A 24,985-nucleotide genomic window follows, 5' to 3' on the forward strand; every position below is an offset into this window, starting at 1 on the left:
TATTCCACCACAATCCCATCCGTGGAAACTTGCATCTTTCAAGCAATACCTTCATAAAATCGGAAAATCTTATGAAGAATTCAAACATGAGAGGAATACCTCTCAACCACTATTATAACCAATTTCCACTTATCTGACCGATTTTTTCAAGACATTATCAATTTCGATTGACATCCTATTGAACCACTATCATCTTATTTTATTATGACTTCAAGTCAGTTTTTCTCGAAGAGAAATCATGACTACCCATCACATGGGTAGTCATGATTAGGAGGTAACCTAGATTTGCGACTCCTTTTTGGACTTTTGACGGCGTTGATAAAAGAATGTTTTCATCATCTGGGCACAGTCCTCTTCTAAAACACCTGAATCTATTTGGACACGATGATTAAGGCGCTCATCTGTTAAAATTTGATAGAGACTTTCTGCACCACCAAACTTCTGATTGGTAGCACCATAAATAACTCGAGGAATACGGGCTAGACCGATGGCACCGCTGCACATGACACAAGGTTCAATGGTGACAAATAAGGTAGTATCCAGCAAACGCCAATTCCCTTGATTAACATTTGCTTGATTGATAGCCATGATCTCAGCATGCATGATGGCTTGATTGAGCTCTTCACGTGCATTGTGCCCTCGTCCTATAATTTTATGATCTTTTACAATGACGCATCCGATAGGAATCTCATCTTTAGCTAGAGATTTCTGGGCTTCCTCCAAGGCTTGGCGCATATAATAATCTTTTTGCGCCTGGGTATACTCCTCAATCATCAGCAATCTCCGAGATCCCAAGCCAGATGAGGCTCTGCTAGCTCAACTGGGATATTTCCAGCATATACTTGTGCTTGATCTCGGAGAATCTCTAAATGACGCTCAGGATCAATGCCCTGGGGTGGTAATGGTGGAACGTGTGTTAGTACTAATTTTTTAACACGAGCTTGGGTAGCGATCTGTCCGGCTTCCTTGGTGGTCAAGTGGGCTAGATGGTTTTCATTACCTTGATAAAGATAAACATCTGCTAGGAAAAGATCTGCCTCTCTTGTAAAATCTGCTAAACCATCAAAATAGCCTGTATCACCTGTGAAAACTAAGATTTGCCCTGTCTCACGCTCCTTGATCCTAAAAGCATAGCAAGGAACTGGGTGGACCGTCTTGATAAAGGTAATATCAAAAGGTCCAATTTTCTCTACACCGTTGGTATTGTAGACAATACCTTTAGAGACACCATCTAAGGTTAGCTTATGAAATTCATCAGTATCTTCATTGTGCCCATAGATTGGTAAGATTTTTGGATCCCACAGATGCTTAGGATAGAGCTGGAAATAGTGGCGTAAGACACCCAAGTCCGCTACATGATCGGGGTGGTAGTGGCTAATAATGACTGCATCTAAATCCAAGGGACTGATCTCTTTTTCCAGCTCCGTCACAGCTCGACTGCCGCAGTCCATCAGCAGCTGAAAGCCATCGTGACCGGTAATAAGATAAGAGGTTGTTCCACCGTCTTGGTAGGGGTAGGCTCCCCAGCGTCCTAGTGTTGTTAGTTTCATTTGCTCACCTTCTTTTTTTATGATTACCATCATTATAGCAAAAACAAAAAGGCTGAGACAAAAGTTCTCAACCTTATTTATTGTATTCGATTAATCAATATAAAGTGGTAGAGGCACTCCCGCACATTTATTTCACTAAACTTCTTTTGTTAAAATTTGCAGGGTTTCCAGCAAGTTTTCTGCTGCCACTTCGATACTGTCACCAGTAGCTTTGATCTTAACCTCTACCGTTCCTTCGGCAGCCTTCTTACCAACTGTCACACGAATTGGAAGGCCGATCAAATCACTGTCTGAAAATTTTGATCCAACACGCTCATTGCGGTCATCCGTCAAGACTTGATAACCGGCTGAGGTCAAAGACTCTTCGATGCTAGCTGTCAGTTGATTAGATGCGTCATCCTTGGTATTAACAGTAATCAAATGAACATCAAAAGGTGCTAGGGCTTTAGGGAAGTTAATGCCCCATGAAAAACGGTAGTCTCCTTTTGGTGTCTTATTGACAAAGAGACGTGCGTGTTGCTCAATAACAGCTGAGAGAATGCGACTCACACCGATACCGTAACTTCCCATAATGATTGGGACTGATCGTCCATTTTCATCCAGGATATTCGCCCCCATGCTCTCTGAGTAACGAGTCCCTAGCTTAAAGATATGACCGATCTCGATACCTCGAGCAAATTTAAGTGTCCCCTTGCCATCTGGGGAAATCTCACCTTCTTGGACTTCGCGGATATCCACATAAGCTTGAGGAGTGAAATCTCGCCCAGGATTAGCTCCGGTCAAATGGTAACCATCCTCATTAGCACCAACAACAGCATTGGCTAAGTCTTGAACTTTGCGATCGGCGATGATAGTGGTTTCTTGAGGCAGACCGACAGGACCAAGAGAGCCAAAACCAGCACCAAAGAGAGCCTTGGCTTGCTCCTCAGTTGCTGGATCTAGGCGGTCAGCTTCTAGATAGTTTTTTAGCTTAACTGAATTAACTTGATCATTTCCCACTAGGAGGACCACAATAGGTTTATCATCAGCCATGAAGAGCAAAGTCTTGATCGCCTGCTCTGTTGGAAGTTTAAGAAAAGCAGACACCTCATCGATAGATTTGCAGTTTGGTGTTTCAACTTTAACCAAGCTATCTTGGCTAGTGACAGACTGACTTGGCTTGTAGTAGTCTGTTGCCATCTCCAGGTTGGCTGCATAATCAGACTCTGTCGAATAGACAATCGTATCCTCACCTGAAATCAACCAAGCATCGAGTTCCTTTTGGATTTGACCTAAAACATCCTCTGGAATGTCTTCGATCGACTCAATAGACTTATCAAGAACAAGCCAATGATCCAAATCAGTACGATCAGGGGTCACTGCCATAAATTCCTGACTGTCTTTACCCCCCATGGCACCACCGTCACCAATAATTCCCTTGAAGTCCAGCCCAGCACGCTCAAAGATAGCTTCATAGGCTTTACGATAATCTTCATAGGTGGCATCCAGGCTCTCATAGTTGGCATGAAAACTGTAAGCATCTTTCATGATAAACTCACGAGTCCGCAGAAGGCCATTACGTGGACGCTTTTCATCACGATACTTGGGCTGGATTTGGTAGAGGCTCATTGGTAATTGCTTATAGGACTTGATACTATCTCGCACGATGGCAGTAAAAGTCTCTTCATGGGTCGGACCTAAAATAAAGTCGGACTTGTCACGATTTTTGAGCTTATAAAGGTCATCACCATAGGTCTCATAGCGGCCTGATTCACGCCAAAGATCTGCTGTTAAAAGGGCTGGCGCCAGCATTTCGACCGCTCCTATTTTTTCAAATTCTTCGCGCATAATCGCTTTGAATTTTTCAATAACACGGTTGGCTAGGGGGAGATACGAATAAACACCTGAGGTTACTTGGCGGACATAACCAGCACGCACCATCAGCGCATGACTGATGACCTGAGCATCACTAGGCATTTCTCGAAGGGTGGGGATCAACATTTGTGATTGTTTCATCTTTTGACTCGACCTTAAAAGTAGGTCATCCTTTCTATCGGTGTTTGATGGATTGTGGGCTGCTAGAAGAAGGCACGCATGATATCATTCCAAGTCACAGCAACCATGAGAACCAGCATAATCAGTACTCCCACTAGAGTAATATAGGTTTCTGTCTCTTGTTTTAGCGGTTTTCTACGAATAGCTTCTAGGATGTTCATTACAATCTTCCCACCATCTAGGGCTGGGATTGGAAAGAGATTAACGACTCCTAGATTCATAGATAGCATTCCCATGAGAAAGAGAACGTCTATCAAGCCAGAGTTAGTCGCTTGACCGACAGCTTGGTACATAGCAACGGGTCCTCCGAGTTTATTGAGGCTAAAGTGAAGGACGATATCTCCCAGTGCTCTTACCAAAGCGGTCATAGCAGCTCCAGCCTGGATAAATCCTCCAGTGACCTTATCCCATAAGCCGGTTTTCAGCCTTGGACTTATGCCAATTTGATAGCCTTGCTCAACCTTCTTGGGTTTGACAGAGATTGTGCGAACTGCTTTATCAGCCGATTGCACCTCAATCTGGAGCTCAGAGTCTTTTTTTATAGATTTGGTTGCAGCACCAATCTCCTGGCTGATACTATCCCAATCCGTAACTTTGTGTCCTTCTATGGCAATAATCTTATCACCTGTCTTGATTCCAGCGGTTTGAGCTGGCATGTCTGGACTGACTGTGATTTGGTTGCTTGAAAGATCTTGCACCCCACCTTGCATAAAGGCTAGAATAACGAAAACGATCGTTCCCAAAATAAAGTTATTCATAGGGCCTGCAAAATTGGTTATCATCCTTCCCCAGACGCTGGCATTTTGATACTGGACATCTAGGGGAGCTATACGAATTTCTGTACCATCTTCTTCCACTATAGTGGCATCGTGATCAACTTGATAAGTTTTAGTCTCATCGATGACAATCCCAGTGATGGTCAACTGCTCTTCCAGATCGTAGTCAGTTACAGCCATGGGCAGGCTGTCTTTGTCAATCTGACGATCAGAAAGATTGATGCGGGTCACCTTATCATCTGGACCAATAGACAGGCTGACAGGCGTTCCTGTTTTGATATCGGTCTTATCATCTCCCCAACCGGCCATCCGGACATACCCCCCCAAGGGCAGTATGCGAACAGTATAGAGGGTGCCATCCTTGCCAGTGTGAGAAAAAATTTTAGGGCCCATGCCCACAGCGAATTCACGCACAAGGATGCCAGATCTTTTGGCAAAGTAAAAGTGACCAAATTCATGGATGACCACAATTATGCCAAATACAATTATGAAAACAATAATATTAAGCATCATATACCTCATCTATATTTATAAGTGTCAAGTATAATACCAGCTTAGTACTGCCTAGAATAGAGTAAAAAGGCAAGCGCCCTCGATATAGGTAAGGGTCTGGATTGTCATCAACCAGACCCACAGCTAGCTTTCAGCTATCATACTCTAAAGCAGTCAATAAGAAGTTATCGCTCACATTGACCTTTTCTTTTAGTTATGTGATCAAAATAGACCAAAGAAATGCATGATAGGAAAAACAAAGATCATACTATCGAAACGATCCAAAATCCCTCCATGCCCTGGAATTAATTTCCCAGAATCTTTCACACCAAAATGGCGTTTGATGGAGCTCTCAACCAGATCACCAAATTGAGCAAAAATACTAAAGACGGCAACTAGAATCAAGGTTAATAGAAATGATTGCGGTGCGTAAACTACTGGTTTGACTAGCATAAATATCAAAGAGACTACTAGGGCAGATAGGATACCACCGAGACTGCCTTCGATAGTCTTATTGGGAGAGACCTTAGGCATGAGTTTGTTTTTGCCAAATTGACGACCAATAAGATAAGCTCCAATATCTGTAGCCCATACAATAAAAATAGCGAATAAAACTTTGACCACACTGTCCATACGAGCAGCTATTAGATTTTGGAAACCAAAACCAACATACAAGGCACTGGCTATAGGAAAAGTTGCATCATCAAAGGAATAATGATCACTATTAAAGACTGTCCCGGCTAAGATCAAGAAACTAACCAGTCCAAAACACGTCCAGCTAGCATCTAATGGCAGAAAAGGCAGATACTGACCAAGCGGCACCGTTAAGACAAAGGCTCCCAACATAGCTAGTACGCCTTCAAAGGAGTAATACTCCAAGTGCTTCATCTTGAATAACTCAGATATAGCAATCATGGCCAAAAGACCAATAAATAGTTGGAAAGGCAGGCTACCCAATGCAAGAAAGGCTAAAAATACCGCTCCTGCAATACCACCGTAAATCACACGTTCTCTCATAAAGCACTCCTCTTTTAAACGCCACCGAATCGACGTTTTCGTCGGTTAAATTCTTCTAAGGCAAGCAACAGTTGTTCTTGATCAAAGTCTGGCCAGTAAACTTCTGTAAAATAAAACTCACTGTAAGCTGCCTGCCAGGGTAGAAAGTTACTCAAGCGTAGCTCTCCGCTAGTTCGAATGATGAGATCAGGATCCCTCAATTCTTCCGGAAGCTGACCTGTCATCAAATGATCAGCTATCATAGTCTCATCAATAGCCTCTAGTGCTACTGCACCATCACTTACTGCTTTGGCAATAAGTTTTACAGCCCTGGTCAACTCATCCCTGCCCCCATAGTTCAGAGCAAAATTGAGAATAAGCCCATCATTATGCCTGGTCCGATCAATTGCTCTTAGCATGGCATCTCGGGTAGACTCTGGCAATGCTTGGCTATCACCTATCACTTGGACACGCACATTATTGGCATCCAACTCCGGAACATAGCGGTCAAAAAATTCGACTGGTAGGTTCATAATAAAGGTTACCTCATCTTTGGGACGAGACCAATTTTCAGTCGAAAAGGCGTAAACAGTTAGGACCTTGACTCCCAACTCTGAAGCTTTAATAGTGACTTTTTGCAAGGCATCCATACCAGCCTTGTGTCCCATGATACGTGGCTGCATACGCTTCTTAGCCCAACGACCGTTACCATCCATGATAATGCCGATATGCGCTGGGATCTTCTCAAGGCTTACCGCCTTATCTTTTTTTCTAAATGTAAATATAGCCATACAAGTTTAATGATACCACAAAAGTGCTCTGATTGCACCTGTAATGAAAAGAAGACAGGCCTAGTTTTTTCAACTTAAAACGAGCCTGGGACAAAAGTCCAGACTCGTTAGCCTGTTCTAGATTTACTAGATTAACAGGGATTGATTGATGAGAATTTAGTTCTCTTCGATGACTTGTGTGTCATCTTCTGATGGTTGATCGATGTCCGATGTTTGGGATGGTTGGTCAGCATCTTCAACGGTAGTCTCCTCATCTGGGCGAGAGACGATCTTGTAGATCGCACGCTCAGTAAAGGTCAGGTAAATCCCATCTGCATCAAGAACGTAACGCTTATTTTCTTGGTCGACTTCATCGATGGTCGCAATGAGTCCACCGATTGTCTCAACAACAGCACCTTTGACCAGATTACGTCTCATATTGGCGCTTTCTTCTTTCTGACGGTTTTGCGTTCTTCTAAAGCTGAAGATGGTCCAGACTAGTAAGACAGCTAAAAGTAATAACGTAATGGGTGACATATCTATTCCTCCTATTTAATAGCCTTAGTAACTATACCAAATTTTAGCATAGCCAGCAAGATTAGAACTCACCAATGGGCACCTAAGCCTGAGCCAGGGCAGGGTTTATGCTATAATATTAGCATGGATAAATTGATCAAAACAATAGCAAGTTCGGGCTCTTTTCGTGCTTATGTACTCGATAGCACTGAAACTGTTCGGACTGCTCAAGAAAAACATCACACTCTATCATCCTCAACTGTCGCCTTAGGGCGTGGTCTGATCGCCAACCAAATCTTAGCTGCCAATCAAAAGGGCGAATCGAGGGTTACTCTCAAAATCATCGGAAATAGTTCGTTTGGGCATATCATTTCTGTCGCTGATACCAAGGGGCAGGTTAAGGGGTACATACAAAATCCAGGAGTTGACATCAAAAAGACCCAGACAGGAGAGGTCCTGGTCGGCCCATTTATGGGACAGGGATACTTTGTCACTATCATTGATTATGGGACTGGTCATCCCTATACTTCTACTACTCCTCTGGTCTCTGGAGAAATCGGTGAAGATCTGACTTATTATTTGACTGAGAGTGAGCAAACCCCTTCTGCTGTCGGTCTTAACGTTTTATTGGATAAAAATGATAATGTCAAAGTAGCTGGTGGTTTTATGCTCCAAGTCTTGCCGGGTGCCAGCGATGATGACATTTCTCGCTTTGAAAAACGTATCCAAGAGATGCCTGCTATCTCAACTTTATTGGAGTCAGAAAACCACATCCAGTCACTTATCGATGCTATCTACGGCGATGATCCTTACAAAATTTTAGACGAAGAACCTCTCAGCTTCCAGTGTGATTGTCATAAAGAACGCTTTGAGAGTGTGCTTAAAACTTTAGCGACTCAGGATTTACAAGATATGAAAGAGGAGGATCACGGGGCAGAAATCACCTGCCAATTTTGTGGTACTGTCTATCAATTTAGTGAAAAAGATTTGGAGGATATCATTAATGACAAACCTTAATTCTTCCTTTATGATCGGTGATGTCGAAATCCCTCATCGTACCGTTTTAGCTCCTATGGCTGGGGTGACTAACTCTGCCTTTCGCACCATTGCTAAGGAATTCGGAGCTGGACTTGTCGTCATGGAAATGGTCTCAGAAAAGGGCTTGCTCTACAATAATGAAAAGACGCTTCATATGCTCCACATTGATGAGAATGAACATCCTATGTCTATTCAGCTATTTGGCGGAGACGCTGAAGGGCTTAAACAGGCTGCCGATTTTATTCAAAGTCATACCAAGGCAGATATCGTCGATATCAATATGGGCTGTCCCGTCAATAAAGTCGTTAAAAATGAGGCAGGAGCTAAATGGCTCAAGGATCCTGAAAAGATTTATCACATTGTCAAAGAGGTAACATCTGTCCTTGATATTCCACTGACCGTTAAAATGCGTACTGGCTGGTCCGACAGCTCCTTAGCTGTTGAAAATGCACTTGCTGCTGAGTCTGCTGGAGTAGCTGCTTTGGCTATGCACGGTAGAACCAGGGAGCAAATGTATACAGGGGCTTGTGATCATGAAACTTTGGCTAATGTCTCTAAGGCTATCACTAAAATTCCTTTTATTGGCAACGGGGATGTCCGCACTGTCCAAGACGCTAAATATATGATTGAAGAAGTTGGCGTTGATGCCGTCATGATTGGACGAGCAGCCATGAACAATCCTTACCTCTTTACTCAAATTAATCATTTCTTTGAGACTGGTGAAGAGCTCCCAGACCTGCCTTTTGCTAAAAAATTAGACATTGCCCAGGAGCACCTTAAGCGTCTTATCTCCCTAAAAGGTGAAGAGATTGCTGTTAGAGAGTTTCGTGGTCTTGCTCCGCATTATCTTCGTGGAACTGCAGGGGCTGCAAAAGTTCGCAGTGCTGTTTCTAAGGCAGAAAGTTTCCAAGAAGTAGTCAATCACTTTGAGACATTACGTTAGTCAAGGTTGGCTACCTTTTCTTGCTATTTCTTATATGATAAAAGCGAGTGGGATAGATCCCACTCGCTTTTATCGCCTCTTTTAGACCTTGTAAAAGTAGAGAAACTTTTTTATTTAGGCTGTTGTAAAGGTTAATTTTTGCTTAGATAAGCCGATCTTTAGGGTCATGCCAGCTGATAGTTGACCTGAAAGAAGCATCTCAGATAGTTTATCTTCGATCTCAGTTTGAAGAGTTCTGCGTAAAGGACGAGCCCCCATTTCTCGATCATAACCTTGTTCGGCTAAATATTTCAAGGCTGATGGCTGCACTTTAAGAGCAATATCTTTGTCCACTAAAACAGTTTCTAGTGGTTTGATCATCAGTTTGACAATCTGTTTCATATCATTTTGACTAAGGCTATGGAAGACGATCTTCTCATCAATCCGATTGATAAACTCCGGACGGTAGTATTTCTTGAGTTCTTCCATGATACGAGAAGCCATGGCCTTATCATCATGCATGAGATCCTGCGCTCCAAAGCCAACGGTCTTATCATCACGAAGAGCTGTTGCTCCTAAATTACTTGTCATGATGATCAAGGTGTTGGTAAAGTCAACTTTACGGCCTCGGCTATCTGTCAGGACACCATCATCTAAAACCTGTAGGAGTAGATTAAAGGTATCTGGATGAGCCTTTTCAATCTCATCAAAGAGTAGAACTGAGTAGGGTTTCTGACGGACTTTTTCCGTTAACTCACCGCCTTCTTCGTAACCCACATACCCTGGAGGGGCACCGTTGAGACGACTGGCTGCAAATTTTTCCATATACTCAGACATATCAAAACGTATCAGCGCCGACTCATCATCAAACAGCAGCTCGGCCAAAGCCTTAGCCAACTCTGTCTTACCAACACCCGTAGGCCCTAAAAACATGAAGGAGCCAATTGGGCGTTTACCAGTATGAAGACCAGATTGATTTCGACGAATAGCGTTGGCTACTGCTGAAATTGCTTTTTCCTGACCGATCACGCGCTTGTGTAATTCGTTTTCCAGGTTGAGGTAGCGCTTGCTGTCCGCCTGGGTCATCTTTGCTACTGGGATGCCTGAGAGCTTGCTCAGAGTCTTCAAAATATCATTCTCTGTAATCGGTGTTGGCTTTTGCTTGACACTTTTAGTCTCACTTTTAATCAAAAGATTGGCAACGGCGTCAAAGTTCCTCTCCAAGAGTGCTTTATCTACGGGAGTCAAAAATTCTGGTGCAGATTTTTTAATAGTATTCTGAACACCAGCACTAGCTTCATCCAAGAGATCAATCGCAGAATCAGGGAGATTTTTACTAGTAAGATAGCGATGGGCTGCTTTTACTGCCGTCATCATCACATCATCTGAGATAGTGACATTGTGGTAATCTTCATAACTCTTTTTTAGGCCACGTAAGATAGCATAAGCGTCCTCTATCTTAGGCTCTTCGATTAAAATTTTTGCAAAACGACGAGATAGGGCAGCATCTTTCTCGAGATGCTTAGAATACTCTTCTTGAGTCGTTGCACCTACCATGTGCAAACTGCCACGTGATAGAGCAGGCTTGAGGATATTGGCGGCATCAAGTGTACTGTCGATTCCGCTACCGGAACCCATGATGGTGTGAATCTCATCCACAAACAAAATGATATGACCATCTTCTTCGACTTCCGAAATGATCTGATTCATTCGTTCTTCGAAGTCACCACGGAAGCGTGTCCCAGCAATGACTGACATCATGTCAAGTTCCAAAACTCGAAAATCTGCCAATTCATAAGGCACCTCTCCTTGGACAATACGCTGGGCTAGACCGTAAGCTAGCGCTGTTTTCCCTACACCAGCATCACCTACTAAGATAGGATTATTTTTTGTTTTACGGCTAAGAATTTGCAGCATGCGGCTGATTTCCTCATCGCGTCCAATCACTTTTTCGAGCTTCCCTTGAGCTGATAAAGCGGTTAAATCACGAGTAAAATCGGCTAATTCACCGGGGTTGCTCTGTCCCCCCATCATATTACTAAAGTTGCTATTACCTGATTTTTTAGGCTTACTAATGTCAAAAATTGCTTTGACTTGGTCTTTATCAAAACCTGCATAGCGTTCTAGTACCTTGCGCAGATCAAGCAATCTTGGTCGATTCTTACCATCTTCCTGAGCAAGAAAGCCTACTTGCTCTAAAATACGTAAGGCAAGATTATCTCGTATCAAAAGTATGGCCATAAGAATGTGCTCAGTTCCTACTTCCTTCGAGGATACTGCTACGCTAATTTTCTCACCATAGTCAAGCACACGCTTGAGAGCAGGTGAAGCAGGCAAGATGTCTCTCACTCCACCAACAGGAGAAGGTTGGCGACGCATGACCAAACTGGCAGCCTCTTCGTAGTCATCCAAGTCGATCTGGTTATCAAAATCTCCCAGAGTCAGGCGGGCCACCGTGTCGTCAACATCCACCAAAGCTAAGAGAACATGCCAAGTCTCTAAGAGCTTGCTCTGAAAACGAGCCGCCTGATACTGGGCTCTATTGAAAACCTTTTGCATTTTTAAAGAGTAATTAGTCATAAGGATTTCCTTTTCTATCTAATCGCTGAATAATTTTCTTTAACATACGTGCACGAATTTCAAGTGCATCATCACCGAGAACGTCATCTAGCGCAGAGGCCAAAATAATATTGCCCTCCCGTTCGCTAATAATTTTTTCGTCATAAAGCTGTTGAATAATATCATTAAAAACTTGGCTGCTGATTGACTGGCCAATAGAGGTAGCCAAAGAGCAGAGTAAATGATGCTGATCAGAAAACGCCACCTTAGCAATGCGGATATAGCCCCCGCCACCACGCTTACTCTCAACAATATAGCCCCTACTTTCAGTGAAGCGAGTCTTGATGACATAATTAATCTGGCTAGGAACCACATCAAAGGAACTAGCTAGGTGTGAACGTTTTAACTCCGCAATACCTGTCTGAGCTAATATCTTTTTAATATACTCTTCAATATTATCCGATGTATTTTTTGTAGGCATATGAGTTTCCCATCCTGTCTTTGACTATCTTTGACTATTATACCTTAATTGTCAGCGTTTGGGAAGTAAAGGGCACTATATGCAAAAAGAGATTGGACAAATGTCCAATCTCTTAAACTATCTAGATATGCTCAATTAAATTAATTATTGAGCGCAGCTGCCATAGTTGCGGCAACTTCGTTTTCAAAGTCGTTAGCTGCTTTTTCGATCCCTTCACCAACTTCGAAGCGTTCGAAGGCAACAACTTTAGCATTGACTGAGTCAAGATAAGCTTCAACAGTCTTGCTATCATCCATGATGTAGACTTGTGCAAGAAGAGTATACTCTTGGTCAACCTTAGTATTGTCTAACATAAAGCGATCCATCTTACCTGGAATGATTTTATCCCAAATTTTTTCTGGCTTGCCTTCAGCTTGCAACTCTGCCTTGATATCTTCTTGCGCTTGTTCCAAAACTTCTGGAGTCAACTGGCTCTTAGAACCGTATTTCAAGTGTGGAAGGGCTGGTTTATTCACCATAGCACGACTTTCGTTGTCTTGATCGATCTTATGGTTTAATTGAGCCAACTCATCCTTGATGAATTGCTCATCCAATTGTGTATATGACAAGACTTTTGGACTCATTGCAGCAGCATGCATAGAGATTTGCTTAGCCAAGGCCTCATCACCACCTTCGACAACACTGATAACACCGATACGGCCACCGTTGTGTTGGTAAGCACCGAAGGCTTGGTCATCAGTCTTTTCAAGAAGGGCAAAGCGACGGAATGAAATTTTTTCACCGATCGTTGCTGTCGCATTAACATACGCTTCCTCAAGAGTTTCACCTGAAGCAGTAGTCAATGCAAGCGCTTCTTCATTGTTAGCTGGCTTACCTTCAGCAATCACTTTAGCTGTCTCGTTTACCAGCTCAACAAATTGAGCATTTTTAGCAACAAAGTCAGTTTCTGCATTAACTTCAACGACTGCTGCAACATTGCCTGACACGTAAACACCTGTCAAACCTTCAGCAGCTACACGGTCAGCTTTTTTAGCAGCCTTAGCCATTCCTTTTTCGCGAAGTAATTCAACCGCTTTGTCAATATCACCATCAGTTTCTACCAATGCCTTCTTAGCGTCCATAACGCCGGCACCAGATTTTTCACGCAATTCTTTAACAAGCTTTGCAGTAATTTCTGCCATGATTAGTCCTCCAATTATAATAGTTTAAATAATAAAGGGCTAGGGCTGAGCCCTGCCCTTTAGCTGTTTCTTGGGTTAAGAATTAGTCGTTGTCGCCTTCAACAACTTCAACAATTTCTTCCATTGAGTCAGCATTTGCTGAAGCAGCAGTCATTTCTTCCTCAACGGAACTGTCTTCACCTTGGTTTCCTTCGATGATCGCATCTGCCATCTTAGATGTAATCAATTTGACAGCACGAATAGCGTCATCGTTAGCTGGGATGATCACATCAATATCATCTGGATCAGTGTTAGTATCAACCATAGCTACGACTGGGATACCAAGTTTTTTAGCTTCTTTAACAGCGATTTGTTCCTTGTGTGGATCAACAACAAACATTACATCTGGGATGCGAGGCATGTCTTCGATACCACCCAAGAATTTTTCAAGACGAGCACGTTGTTTATTAAGAAGGGCTACTTCTTTCTTAGGAAGGACTTCAAAAGTTCCTTCTTCTTCCATGCGCTTGATTTCTTTGAGGCGAGCAATACGTTTTTGGATTGTGTTCCAGTTTGTCAATGTTCCACCCAACCAACGGTGGTTGATGAAGTATTGACCTGCACGCGCTGCTTCTTCAGCGATCGCTTCAGCCGCTTGTTTCTTGGTACCAACAAATAAGATAACAGCATCATTTGCTGCAGCATCACGGACAAAGTTGTAGGCTTGATCCGCTAATTTTACAGTTTGCTGGAGGTCGATAACATGGATACCGTTACGCTCTGTGAAGATGTATTTAGCCATCTTCGGATTCCAGCGACGAGTTTGGTGACCAAAGTGAACACCAGCCTCAAGAAGTTGTTTCATTGAAATTACTGCCATGAGTAGTTTCTCCTTTTTTTGTTTTTTCCTCTTTCAGACCTTAGCTTGCAGGAGCAACCGTAGTGGCAACAGCTTCCACAATCAGTCTAAAATGAGTATTTATTGCCTGTTGGCAACCTCCTAATCTTACCAAAAAAAGACAAAAAAGACAAGCTATTTCATCCAATCATCCTTTTGTAATTCTCGACTATCTCATTTGAAATGCTTTTGATTTAAGGAGTTTGTTTCTACCAGTCTTTAAGTGATCTACTTGACGAAAGTATAGATTTTCGGTAGAATATCATTGTTACGGCGGTATAGCCAAGTGGTAAGGCACGGCTCTGCAAAAGCTTGATCGTCGGTTCAAATCCGTCTACCGCCTTAAAGATGCTTTTCCTAACATCTCATACCCATTCAAAAAGCCTATATTATAGGCTTTTTTAGTTTTATCTAATGGTCTCAAATGGTATAAAACGGTAAACATTTTGGGCGAAATGTGGGCGAACTAAAAGGATGGAAGAACCTAGTGAAATGGAATTTTCTTCAACTGGACAGCTTAAATAGTGAATTTCGTAAAACCTTATGAAAACAGGCGGTTTTGACTTTATTTTTGGTAGCTAGCATCAATACCTGAGAAAAACTTCTTAGACAATTTTGAGATAGTTCCGTCTTTTTGCAGTTCTGCCAATGCTTTATTCACTTTTTCTTGTAAATCTTTATCTTTTCCTTTGTTAAAAGTGACGGCTATATTTTCTTCTTCAATGTCGCCATCAAGAATTTTTAAATCTAATCCCTTTTGCTTAATAATGGCCGCTATGATTGTTTTTGCATTTGAATAGCCATCTACTCGACCGTTTGAAACAGCTGATATGGCGGCTTCACGGTCATCATAGGTCTTAATAGTAATGCTATCATTGAAATTTTTTAAAACTTTGATTTGATTAGAACCTACGGTCGCAGCAATCGAAGCATTATCCAGATCCTTAACCGATTGTAGTTGAGAGTCTTTTTTCACTACAACTCCATATTGAAAGGTGGCATAGGGATCAGAAAAATCATAAGTTTTTTGGCGTTCATCTGTAATCGCAATTGAGCTAGCGACAACATCTACTTTATGGCTTTTTAATAATCCAAACAGCCCATCAAAGCTAGTTGTGGTAAATTCTGTCTTATAGCCAATCTTGTCAGCAACCGCTTTTATGACTTCTACATCAAAGCCAGTTAATTCGCCTGAATCATCCTTATAGGAGCTGGGAAAACTAACACCGGTGGTAGCAACTCTGAGAACCTTTTTATCCGAACTACTCTGATCGGAACGGTTCCCAGATACCGTTTGATATCCGAAATAGCCAATCACAATAAGGATAATGGCAACAACACTGATAAATGATTTCCTCTTCATTTTATATCTCCATTTCTTTTACTTTATTTTTTGTAAGACAGCATCAATCTTGGAGAGAGCCTCCCCGATGTTATTTTCAGGAACTGTCCAGCTGTTGATTTCCGAAGGGGTAGTCTGATCACTTACTCTAGGATCAGTCATTAAACTTTCAACAAAATCGACCTTTTCTTCAATAGTATTCATGGCCGCACGATAAACAATCTCATGGGCTGTCTGCTTGCCGACACGCTTGCCAATTTCAAACATTATGCGTTCTGAATAAATGAGTTTTCCTTGTAATTCAAGATTATGCTTCATCTGCTCTTTATTGACTGTTAGATCGCTCAGGAGGCCTGTTAGATTGACAATCTGTGCATCCAAATAACTTGTCATCTCTGGCAAAGCAACCCATTCATTGCGCCAATGTATTGCGTCACGTTCCCCATCTATCAGCATGGATTGAAAGGTAAGGGAAACTGATGAAAAGACAGGTTGAGTAAGACTAGCTAAGCCTTCAATAAGAGCTGGATTTCGTTTTTGTGGCATCGTAGAAGAGCCAACTTCTCCCTTTTTAAAGGGTTCTTGAATTTCATTAATTTCAGTTTTCATCAGCGTAAAAAGTTCACGCCCAATTTTTCCTAGTGTTCCAGAGTAAATACCCAAAACAGCAGCAAATTCTGACAAACGATCTCTGGAAGGCTGCCAAGAAATCGTTGGGACAGCCAATCCTAACTCTGTAAGCGTCGCTTCCTCTATCTCACTTCCTCTACCATCAAAAGCTGCATAGGTCCCAACGGCTCCACTAATGCTGCCTACAAAGACTTCATTGTCTAATAATTGTTCAAGTCTTCTTTGACTTCTTAGCAGCTCATCCAACCAGATCGCTAACTTAAATCCAAAAGTTATGGGTATTGCATGTATCCCGTGTGTGCGCCCCATCATCAGAGTCTCTCGATGCTCATTGGTCAATTCAGCCAAGGTATAGATAAGAGTCTGGGTGTGTCCCTTAATCACCTCATAGGCTTCCTTGACTTGTAACATCGTACCTGTATCTACAATATCTTGGGTGGTGACGCCAAAATGGACATATTCTCCATCTTGTCCTCCAACGATCGCCTGAAGCTGGTGAATGAGAGCTATAAGGGAGTGGCGCTTCTCAGCACTTTCTTTTTGTAATGTTTGACTATCAAAATTTTCTACCTTAGCCAACTGGGAAATTTTTTGTGCTGCTTCTTTGGGAATAATTCCCAGACGGCCTTGAACATTAGCCAGAGTGGCTTCTACTAACAATTGTTTGGCAATCTTATTAGTATCACTCCAAATATCCCTAATCTCTGGGGTTGAAAAATTATTCTGCAGCAATGTTGAGTCTAAAACACTGGTCACTTCATACCCTCCTTTTATAGTCCTGCACTTTCGAGTGATCCACGATAAAGGGAGCTAAGAAATGCTTTCACCCGCTCATGGCTACTATCACTTGATAAAAGTAAGTTTGCAGGACCCTGTGTTAAAATTTTTCCATTTTCAATAAAAACGGCATGATCTGCTATTTTTCTAGCAAATTCCATTTCATGTGTCACTAAAATCATTGAGATTTCTTCATTAGCAAGCGCAGCAATAACTTGTAAAACACCTTCTACCATCTCAGGATCCAAAGAAGAAGTAGGTTCGTCAAATAAGATAATATCAGGCTTAAAAGCAATAGCCCTTGCAATAGCGACACGTTGTTGCTGCCCTCCGGATAAGGTTATTGGGTACTGAGACTCATATTCACTCAGACCAACTTTTACAAGGGACTCACGAGCAATCGTTTCAGCATCTTTCTTATTAACTTTCCTGCTGAGAACTAAGGGTTGAGAGACATTTTCTAGTACAGTGTAATTTTTGAAAAGATTAAAATGTTGGAAGACCATGGTCGAATGACTTCTAATTTTTTTGACATCTTTTCCAGATATATGGGGAGCTGCTACTTGCGTGTCTGCTATTTTAAGACTGCCACTCGTCGGTTTTTGCAGCAAGTTAATTGTCCGCAACAGGGTAGTTTTTCCTGATCCCGATGGTCCTACAAAAGCTGTTACACTTCCCCTTTCTAAAGTTAAATTAATGTCCTCTAAAATTTCCTTGTTCCCAATTGTAACACCTAGATTCTTTATTTCGATTAGACTCATTCGCTCTCCCTCCTATATGGTTGTTGTAAATCAATTTCAATATAATGCTGTATCCAAGTGTAAATAATAATCATTCCCCAATACAGTATGCCTACTGCCAAGTAGGTTTCAAAATATCTCAACGACTCACCAGCTATCATTTTTGAATGTGAAAAGAGCTCAGTAATTCCCAAGGTAAATACTAAAGAGGTTTCCTTTAACAAACTAACAAAGGTGTTTCCTGTTGCTGGTAATGCATTCAGGGTAGCTTGAGGCAAAATAACGTGCAAGAAAATTTTCCAATTAGGAATATTGAGGGATTCTCCCGCTTCTATCTGACCCTTATCTACAGAATTAACAGCGGCTCTAAAAATTTCAGAGAGATAAGCAGACTGCTTTAATCCAAGTCCACCTATCGCTGCACTTAAGGCAGTCATTCCCTGAAACATTGGAAATAGTTGGGGCAAACCATAAAAAATAAGAAATAGTTGCACTAAGGTTGGCATCCCTCGGAACAAGGAAATGTAGGCTATGGCAAAGTATCTCAGTAATCTAAAATTAGAAAGCTGGAACAGTGTCATGAGGGCTCCAATGAGTACTGCTACTATCATTGAAAGTACCGCTATCAAAATTGTAACAGGGATATAACTCGGTAATTTAAAAAATAAATCAAAAAAATATGCCCAACTAAAATTCATAGCCTGTCCTCCTTAAATGGCTTAATAGTTCATCATCCCTTACTCTAAATAGTGCTTGACTATCCAGGATTTTTATCATATAAACCGTCTTATGGTCACTAAACAACTGTCGTTCTCCTAGGTAGTTAAACCCCATCTTTTTATAAGCTCCGATTAGCCAAGGATGCTCAGCAGCAGTTCCTAATGTGACAGCTGGAGCTTTTAATTCTCCTTTGATATACTCCTCAATCAAGCTACTCATAAGTGCTTTTGCGTAACCTTTACCCGAATAGTCCGGAGCAGTGGCTAACCAGCCGATATGGGGGAGGGCAAACGGTCCAGGATTGCTTGACCAGGGCAAACGAACAGAGACGCTAGAAATCAGTTTTTCTTGCCTTTTAAGCACAAAGGTCGGCAAGGAGGCATTGGCCTGATAAACCTCATCAGCAGAAATAGTAGCCGCTTTAAAATGAATCCCCAGGGCTTCGTCAGCTGCATAAGCCTGATGGAAGAGTTCGGTTAGCGCAGCAATATCAGCTGGATCTAATCTCTCTATTACCATAAAGCATCCTTTCTAAATTGCTCTAGAGTCTGACTTAGGGGATGATTTTCTCCTTCTAAAATGGCTTGGTAAGCTCTTTTTTCCTTGCCAGATGTCAGTCGGTGATATTTTTCTTGCAGATCCTTAGTAGTGTAAGGATTATCAGGAGATCCTTTTGCTTTTGTCTGCAATTGGTCAAACAAAGTCTCAGCATTGTATCCCAACAAGTGCAAACGTGTCGGACGCTCAGATGCAGCTGCTTTTAAATCATGATGACGATAAATTTTTTTAGAGAATTCAATAAACTCATTTGAAACCGCTTCGTCTCTAAAATCATTATCATATACCGTACCTTTAGACAAAGCTAACCACAATAAATATTCAATAGAGAATTTTCCTTGAAACTTTGTCTCCGGAGCTTTATATGTCAACGCTCTATCACCATCTTTTGAAAAATGTACATGTATTTCTTTGATACCATCTATCTTGGTCCCTTCTTGATAAGCCGATTGACCCAAATCGAACCCTGCATTAGCTGCCGAGCAGAAAGGATAGATCTTGAACCAGAGACCTGGCTGTTCAATCTGAGCCGGTTGTAGCCACTGCTCCACTAACTGAGGAACAGAAACGGCAACTCCCGACATGGTCTGGCTCCAGCCTACTTTTTCACCAAAAATATTTTTCTTGGCTGTAAAACCCGCTTGGACTAATTTATAAGCCACCACAGCATTCCTTGCCGCCAAACCCGCTTGCAAAGGTTTAGCATCCGTCCCTTCTTGGTAGAGAAATCCAGATGATTGACTGCTAGCTAGAGATAATAGCTGCGCAAATGACCGCCCATCCAATCGCTTCAGAATACCGATAGCCGCTGCTCCTGCTAAGCTCCCTAGCGTTGCTGTAGCATGCCATCCTCGTTCAATGTGATTGGGTTGTAATTGCAACCCTAAACGTCCGACAAATTCTAACGATAAAATATAAGCTTGTAGAACGTCATCCCTTGTTTCATCTTTTAAGGTGGCTAATAAGGCTGAATAGATGACACTGCTTGGATGTCCTCTGAAATAAGCGTGAACATCATCTAAATCATCATAGTGTGATGCATAGCCATAAGCTAGAGCCAGTTGTTCCATAGGTGTTTCTGTGCTTAATAAGAGTTCTTGATAGAGTTGGGGGTACAAGCCGTTTAATTGCGATTGTACTCGTGAATGACTCAAACCGACATAAAGACAGCCGAGATAATCCAACAGAGCCAAACGTGCCCTTGGCAATAAATTTCTTGCTTCTTTCTTAGAAATACCCCTTAGTAAATACTGGATGATTATCTCTTCCTCTGCCATCATAGCCTCATTTCTGTATAAATCGTATCAGCCTTTCAACGCCATCCTTTACCTCATGGCTATCCGATACAAGACTTAGGCGCAGGTAGCCTTTTCCATTTTCTCCAAATACCGATCCGGGGATCAAAGCCACCTGTTCAGTCTCTAAGAGATTCTCAACAAACTGATAGTCATCACTGGACTCTTTCGGTAGTTTAATCCAAAGAAAGAAGGTGCCATCGCTATCTCCTACATCGATGCCTGCTTGATTGAGCAATCTAAACGCTAAATCTTTGCGATGGGCATAAAGATCTCTGAGTTTTTGACGTTGTTCAAGCTCTTGTGTCAAAGCGTGAATAGCCGCATCTTGTACAGCTCCGAAGGTCCCACCGACAGAGGCTCTAATGTAATCACGCAAAAGACCAATCACTTGCTTGTTACCCACTGCAAAGGCAATCCGCCAACCAGCCATGTTAAACGTTTTTGATAATGTATAAATCTCAATTCCAATTTCCTTGGCGCCTGGAGTCTGTAAGAAGCTTGGTGATTTTGCTTTAAATGAAATATCCGAGTAAGCAAAATCATGAGCTACAACAATTTGATTCTTTTTAGCAAAGGCTACTGTTTTCTCAAAAAAATCACTTGTCGCTCCTGCTCCTGTCGGGTTATGAGGATAATTCAAAAACAATAATTTTGCCCTTGTCAATTCTTGAACAGGTATACTGTCGTAATCTGGCAGATAATGATTTTTTTCTAACAGTGGTAAGGGATAATTTTCAGCCCCCGCCATCTTGACTCCGGCATCATAGCCAAAAAAGCCTGGATCTGGTGTTAAAACCGTATCATCTGGATTGGCTAAAACCATAGGTAAAGCTGTTAATGCTGCTAGAGACCCACTAAAAATAGTTACTTCATCTGGTTCAAGAGCCACCTGATACTCTGATTTGTAAAATTGGATGATAGCTTCCTTTAAACTTTGCTTGCCTCCATAAGGAGGGTAACCATGATTAGAAGGATCTCTCATTGCCTGATTTAAAGCATCAACAATCCCTGGGAAGGTCGTTTGGTCTGGATTACCTCGCCCCAAATTAATAACTGGTTTACCCAGATTATTTAATTCTTTTATCTTAATTTGCTGACGGGCTGCAAAATGGTCTGCTCTTTTTTGCACTCTGTGCGATTCTTCAACCTTCATCCGTTACCCTCGTATACTTTCTAGTACTTGCCGTACATGTGAGCGGTCTAAGTTTGGAAAAATGGATTGGACACGACTATCAGATCTTCTCGTGATGTACTGTGCCAACTCATCAATTTCCTCATCTTTTACCAGCCCAAGCTCTCTGAGGGTCAAGGGAAGACCAATTATTTTATGATAGGTGGTGATTTCATCAGCCAGCTTGTCGTCACCTTCTATTAGCACTTGGACTAAACTCCCTAAAGCAACCGCTTCACCATGAGTTTTGCTATAATCAGGCTGTATCTTAACATAAGCATTGTAAAAAGCGTGGGCTACCACGCTACGACCATCTTGATCGGCAATACCATCAACACTAGCTGCTACCAGAAAAATCGTATCGAACAGATTGATTAGTTGTTGTTCTGATAATGCCTCCAAATCTTTGACCGCTAGCATTTCTTCACGGCATAACTCAATGAAAAAACGTCCTATTTTCAAAGATACTTGGTTCGTCTTATCAAGTGTTATACGCTTTCGGATTTCATAATATTTAGCTAAAGTATCACCAATACCGGACAAAATATATTCTTTAGGAGCATGAATGAGTATATCAGGCTCTAGCAAGACCATATCAACTGCTTTTTTATGGCGAATATTGTCAATTTTTTCGTGAGACTGAGAGTAGATAATACTTTTAGTCGTGATCGCAGCGCAGTTAGAAGGAACTGTTTGACTATTAATAATTGGGATACGTAATCGATCAGCTACTACTTTTGCAGTATCAATCAACTGGCCTCCACCAAAAGCTAGTAAAGCATCATAATCCTCGAATAAATCAGTCAGACGAGCAATTTCTTCAAAGGTACAGGAACCTCCAAAAAACTCTACATGATTATCATCTAAAAAGCTTTCTGGCAGAAACTCATTAATGATAGGATATACTGTCTGATCGGTTAAAATAACCGGCTTTAAAATTCCCTTTTCACTAAGGATATATGGTAATTTTTTTAAAATGCCACGCTCATTGATGTATTCGGCTGGACTCATTCTTATGGTACGCTCAGTCATTTATCACTACCTCCATAATAACTTAGTAGCTTAAAGGCACCTTCAACGTAATAATTAACAGCCGTTGGCAAAGCCTCATCTAGGACTATAAAATCGTCATGATGCCAATCTGGAGCTCCTTTGGCTCCGTTTGATCCCACGAAGGCAAAAACTCCTGGAATTTGTTCCTGATAGGCCGCAAAATCTTCGCCTCCTGTTGAAGGTAAAGTATCAACTACCTGTGCAAACGTTTTGGCTTGCTCAAAGATAATTGGGGTAAGCGTTGCATCATTATATGTTACTTTAGGTGAATTGCCCCAATTTATTGAAACATCCGCTCCAAACTGAGCAGCTATATTTTCCACAACCTTGGTGAATTTATCGATAACAGATAAGCGGAGCTCGGGATCAAAGGTACGGATTGTCCCTTCAAAAAAGCCTTTTGCCGGCAATACATTCCACGTTGTGCCTACATCAATATGAGTCACTGATAGCACTGCTGACTGAAAAGGTGAGACTGTTCTCGCTACAATGGTTTGAAGATTATTGACCATGTTAGTTATAGCCAGCACTGTATCCACGCCTAGATCCGGTCTAGCAGCATGCGAACTGATGCCTTTGACCTCTACATAAAATTGTTCAACACCTGCCATGATAGCGCCAGGTCGTAGCCCTATCTGCCCTGGCTTTAGATGAGGATTATTATGGTAGCCAAGGATAGCTGATACTCCTTGCAAGCCACCAGCTTCAATTACTTGATAGGCCCCTTGGAAATTTTCTTCTGCAGGCTGAAAAATCAATCGAATCGTTCCCTGGAGGTCGTCTTCTCGTTCTTTAAGCAATTCGGCTGCACCAAGTAAACTTGTTTGATGAAAATCATGCCCGCAGGCATGCATAGCATTGGTATCGCTCGCATAGTCTAAGCCTGTTTTTTCAACAATAGGCAAGGCATCAATATCCGCTCGCAAGGCAATCACTGGCTCTCCGTGACCAACTTCAGCGATCACACCTGTCTTTAAAGGGTAACTAAGCGGCTCAATGCCTAATTCCTTTAAATAATTTTTGATAAATTGGCTGGTTTCATATTCATTCTCAGAAATTTCAGGATGTGCATGGATATGATGACGCACACTGACTAATTTCTCATAAAATTCTTTTGACATCACGTTACCTACCTTAATAGATCTCTTTTATATTTTTTATCAGTCTATCAATTATTTTTATCACCACTTTATATACTACACTTGATAGATTGAAGTCAGTAATGATGTCGCTTCAGATGATAGGTAACCTTGATAATCTAGGGCAGTGAGTCGATATAAATACTCTTCGTTTTCTAATTCTTCATTGCTTATAAGCGATTTTATCCATGCTAACATAGGCGAAGGTCCTTTCTTAGGTCGAAACTAGAGGGCTTTATAGCAGCGCTTAGCCCAATACTATTGAATTGCCCACATGATATCACGTTCAGCAGTGGCTAGCTAATCTATATTTTTTACTGCTGGGTATTACTTTTATTTATAGCCAATTTTTTTATGCTAAAATGAGAGAACTTTGATGAGCTAGAACCAATCACATTAGAGGAGGACTTGCCATGAATCTCATGCATCTACGCTATACAGCGGCTGTGGCTGAATACGGGTCACTCAACAAGGCTGCTGTGGCTCTGTATATGACCCAGCCCAATCTCTCAAATGCTATCAGTACATTAGAAAAAGAGCTGGATATTCAGCTCTTTGAACGCACTAACAGTGGGATGGTCTTAACTGAGGAAGGTCAAGACTTTCTCAAGTATGCTAAGCGCATTTTAGGAGAGGTCAAACTCCTTGAACAGCGCTACCAAAAGGATTACCTCAAAAGCTTTACAGTCTCTAGCCACCACTATGACTTTCTTTCCGATCCCTTGGCTTATGTCTCTGAAAAATACGAAGATGATTATCAGGATTTTCAGCTCATAGAGACTACTACCCGTCAAATCTTAGAGAGTGTAGCTTCTTATGAGAGTGATCTTGGTATTATCTATCTCAATGATGAAAATCGTCGTATCCTAAACCGCCACATGGCTGATTTAGGACTGGAATTTACCTCGCTTGGGGATTTTCCGACTCGTATCTTTCTCGGTAAGGACCACCCTCTAGCCAAGCAAGATGCTATCAGCGAAGGAGACCTAGCGACCTATCCCCAAATCCGCTTTCAGCAGGAAAAGACGGGACTTCATTTTGATGAGGATCCTCTTGAGATCAACCACTATCAAAAGATTATCTATTCCAATGATCGTGGAACTGTCATGAATCTGCTTCGAGCTTCGGAAGCCTATGCCTCGGGACTGGGCATTGTCAATAGTTTTATACGGGAGCAAATCATCCTAGTCCCGCTTAGAGACAGTCCCTTGCATACCTTGGGATATGTCAGACCTAAAAAAGCTAAAAACACCGCAATAATCACTACTTTTATCAAACAAGTCCAAAAAAGTCTCAGCGAATTTAGAGACCATGAGGCTCACTAGAGTCAAAACCTTTTGTCACTAGATGTAAGAAATGGAACTT

Annotated in this window: 23 protein-coding genes and 1 tRNA gene; 4 read left to right on the forward strand and 20 right to left on the reverse strand. The window is 41.8% G+C overall.

Annotated elements, in window-relative coordinates; all coding sequences use genetic code 11:
• Positions 1-279: 279 nt before the first annotated feature.
• The 7 genes from tadA to AC4HAI_RS06650 form a co-directional block, all read right to left on the reverse strand.
• Positions 280-774: a tRNA adenosine(34) deaminase TadA gene (gene tadA / locus AC4HAI_RS06620; protein WP_491110945.1), complete on the reverse strand. Its 495-nt coding sequence runs from the start codon at positions 772-774 to the stop codon at positions 280-282.
• The gene (locus AC4HAI_RS06625) at positions 774-1,550 is read right to left on the reverse strand and encodes an MBL fold metallo-hydrolase (protein ID WP_491110947.1); all 777 of its coding nucleotides are present in this window, start codon (positions 1,548-1,550) and stop codon (positions 774-776) included. Before AC4HAI_RS06625 ends, tadA begins: the two co-directional genes overlap by 1 nt.
• A 135-nt stretch (positions 1,551-1,685) precedes the next feature.
• Positions 1,686-3,545 carry a proline--tRNA ligase gene (locus AC4HAI_RS06630; RefSeq protein ID WP_491110949.1) on the reverse strand — a complete coding sequence of 620 codons (1,860 nt, stop codon included), beginning with the start codon at positions 3,543-3,545 and terminating at the stop codon, positions 1,686-1,688.
• A gap of 62 nt (positions 3,546-3,607) precedes the next feature.
• Positions 3,608-4,870: an RIP metalloprotease RseP gene (gene rseP, locus AC4HAI_RS06635; RefSeq protein WP_491110950.1), complete on the reverse strand. Its 1,263-nt coding sequence runs from the start codon at positions 4,868-4,870 to the stop codon at positions 3,608-3,610.
• A 204-nt stretch (positions 4,871-5,074) separates the two neighbouring features.
• A complete protein-coding gene (locus AC4HAI_RS06640) occupies positions 5,075-5,869 on the reverse strand; it encodes a phosphatidate cytidylyltransferase (RefSeq protein WP_491078582.1) in 795 nt (264 codons plus the stop codon).
• Positions 5,870-5,883: 14 nt separating this feature from the next.
• Positions 5,884-6,633 carry an undecaprenyl pyrophosphate synthase gene (gene uppS / locus AC4HAI_RS06645; protein ID WP_491111094.1) on the reverse strand — a complete coding sequence of 250 codons (750 nt, stop codon included), beginning with the start codon at positions 6,631-6,633 and terminating at the stop codon, positions 5,884-5,886.
• 162 nt (positions 6,634-6,795) lie between these two features.
• Positions 6,796-7,155: a preprotein translocase subunit YajC gene (locus tag AC4HAI_RS06650; protein ID WP_491078583.1), complete on the reverse strand. Its 360-nt coding sequence runs from the start codon at positions 7,153-7,155 to the stop codon at positions 6,796-6,798.
• A gap of 123 nt (positions 7,156-7,278) precedes the next feature.
• Between AC4HAI_RS06650 and hslO the strand changes: the two genes are divergently transcribed.
• Both hslO and dusB read left to right on the forward strand, forming a co-directional pair.
• Positions 7,279-8,151, forward strand: a complete 873-nt coding sequence (gene hslO, locus AC4HAI_RS06655; protein WP_491110952.1) for an Hsp33 family molecular chaperone HslO — start codon at positions 7,279-7,281, stop codon at positions 8,149-8,151.
• Positions 8,138-9,115: a tRNA dihydrouridine synthase DusB gene (gene dusB, locus AC4HAI_RS06660; protein ID WP_491110953.1), complete on the forward strand. Its 978-nt coding sequence runs from the start codon at positions 8,138-8,140 to the stop codon at positions 9,113-9,115. The genes hslO and dusB overlap by 14 nt, the downstream gene beginning before the upstream one ends.
• A 114-nt stretch (positions 9,116-9,229) precedes the next feature.
• Here dusB and AC4HAI_RS06665 read toward each other — a convergent pair whose 3' ends face one another.
• The 4 genes from AC4HAI_RS06665 to rpsB form a co-directional block, all read right to left on the reverse strand.
• On the reverse strand, positions 9,230-11,674 hold the full coding sequence (locus AC4HAI_RS06665; RefSeq protein ID WP_491110955.1) for an ATP-dependent Clp protease ATP-binding subunit: 2,445 nt from the start codon (positions 11,672-11,674) through the stop codon (positions 9,230-9,232).
• Positions 11,667-12,134, reverse strand: a complete 468-nt coding sequence (locus AC4HAI_RS06670; protein WP_491078587.1) for a CtsR family transcriptional regulator — start codon at positions 12,132-12,134, stop codon at positions 11,667-11,669. Before AC4HAI_RS06670 ends, AC4HAI_RS06665 begins: the two co-directional genes overlap by 8 nt.
• 140 nt (positions 12,135-12,274) lie before the next feature.
• A complete protein-coding gene (tsf, locus tag AC4HAI_RS06675) occupies positions 12,275-13,315 on the reverse strand; it encodes a translation elongation factor Ts (RefSeq protein ID WP_491078588.1) in 1,041 nt (346 codons plus the stop codon).
• An 82-nt stretch (positions 13,316-13,397) separates the two neighbouring features.
• On the reverse strand, positions 13,398-14,174 hold the full coding sequence (gene rpsB / locus AC4HAI_RS06680) for a 30S ribosomal protein S2 (protein ID WP_491078589.1): 777 nt from the start codon (positions 14,172-14,174) through the stop codon (positions 13,398-13,400).
• Between the two features lie 290 nt (positions 14,175-14,464).
• On the opposite strand from rpsB, the gene AC4HAI_RS06685 reads away from it, so the two are divergent.
• Positions 14,465-14,535: transfer RNA gene (locus AC4HAI_RS06685), tRNA-Cys, on the forward strand.
• 222 nt (positions 14,536-14,757) lie between these two features.
• Here the strand turns inward: AC4HAI_RS06685 and AC4HAI_RS06690 are convergent.
• Genes AC4HAI_RS06690 through AC4HAI_RS06730 form a run of 9 tightly spaced genes read right to left on the reverse strand, consistent with a single transcriptional unit; the run spans position 14,758 to position 23,602 of the window.
• On the reverse strand, positions 14,758-15,555 hold the full coding sequence (locus AC4HAI_RS06690) for a transporter substrate-binding domain-containing protein (RefSeq protein ID WP_491110957.1): 798 nt from the start codon (positions 15,553-15,555) through the stop codon (positions 14,758-14,760).
• 18 nt (positions 15,556-15,573) lie between these two features.
• On the reverse strand, positions 15,574-16,920 hold the full coding sequence (purB, locus tag AC4HAI_RS06695) for an adenylosuccinate lyase (RefSeq protein ID WP_491110959.1): 1,347 nt from the start codon (positions 16,918-16,920) through the stop codon (positions 15,574-15,576).
• A gap of 14 nt (positions 16,921-16,934) precedes the next feature.
• Positions 16,935-17,702 (reverse strand): amino acid ABC transporter ATP-binding protein, encoded by a 768-nt coding sequence (locus tag AC4HAI_RS06700; protein WP_491078592.1) that lies wholly within the window; start codon positions 17,700-17,702, stop codon positions 16,935-16,937.
• Positions 17,699-18,379 carry an amino acid ABC transporter permease gene (locus AC4HAI_RS06705; RefSeq protein WP_491110961.1) on the reverse strand — a complete coding sequence of 227 codons (681 nt, stop codon included), beginning with the start codon at positions 18,377-18,379 and terminating at the stop codon, positions 17,699-17,701. The genes AC4HAI_RS06700 and AC4HAI_RS06705 overlap by 4 nt, the downstream gene beginning before the upstream one ends.
• On the reverse strand, positions 18,369-18,920 hold the full coding sequence (locus tag AC4HAI_RS06710) for a GNAT family N-acetyltransferase (protein WP_491110962.1): 552 nt from the start codon (positions 18,918-18,920) through the stop codon (positions 18,369-18,371). Before AC4HAI_RS06710 ends, AC4HAI_RS06705 begins: the two co-directional genes overlap by 11 nt.
• On the reverse strand, positions 18,914-20,236 hold the full coding sequence (locus AC4HAI_RS06715) for an MmgE/PrpD family protein (protein WP_491110964.1): 1,323 nt from the start codon (positions 20,234-20,236) through the stop codon (positions 18,914-18,916). Before AC4HAI_RS06715 ends, AC4HAI_RS06710 begins: the two co-directional genes overlap by 7 nt.
• A 7-nt stretch (positions 20,237-20,243) precedes the next feature.
• The gene (locus tag AC4HAI_RS06720) at positions 20,244-21,410 is read right to left on the reverse strand and encodes an aminotransferase class I/II-fold pyridoxal phosphate-dependent enzyme (protein WP_491110965.1); all 1,167 of its coding nucleotides are present in this window, start codon (positions 21,408-21,410) and stop codon (positions 20,244-20,246) included.
• A 3-nt stretch (positions 21,411-21,413) separates the two neighbouring features.
• Positions 21,414-22,460, reverse strand: coding sequence for an iron-containing alcohol dehydrogenase family protein (locus tag AC4HAI_RS06725; RefSeq protein ID WP_491110967.1), 1,047 nt, complete (start codon positions 22,458-22,460; stop codon positions 21,414-21,416).
• A complete protein-coding gene (locus AC4HAI_RS06730; RefSeq protein ID WP_491110968.1) occupies positions 22,457-23,602 on the reverse strand; it encodes an amidohydrolase in 1,146 nt (381 codons plus the stop codon). Before AC4HAI_RS06730 ends, AC4HAI_RS06725 begins: the two co-directional genes overlap by 4 nt.
• 431 nt (positions 23,603-24,033) lie before the next feature.
• Here AC4HAI_RS06730 and AC4HAI_RS06735 point away from each other — a divergent pair, with 431 nt between their 5' ends.
• Complete coding sequence (locus AC4HAI_RS06735) at positions 24,034-24,945, forward strand: LysR family transcriptional regulator (RefSeq protein WP_491110969.1); 912 nt, start codon at positions 24,034-24,036, stop codon at positions 24,943-24,945.
• Positions 24,946-24,985 lie beyond the last annotated feature (40 nt).

This window comes from Streptococcus sp. ALY_208 (assembly GCF_058314295.1).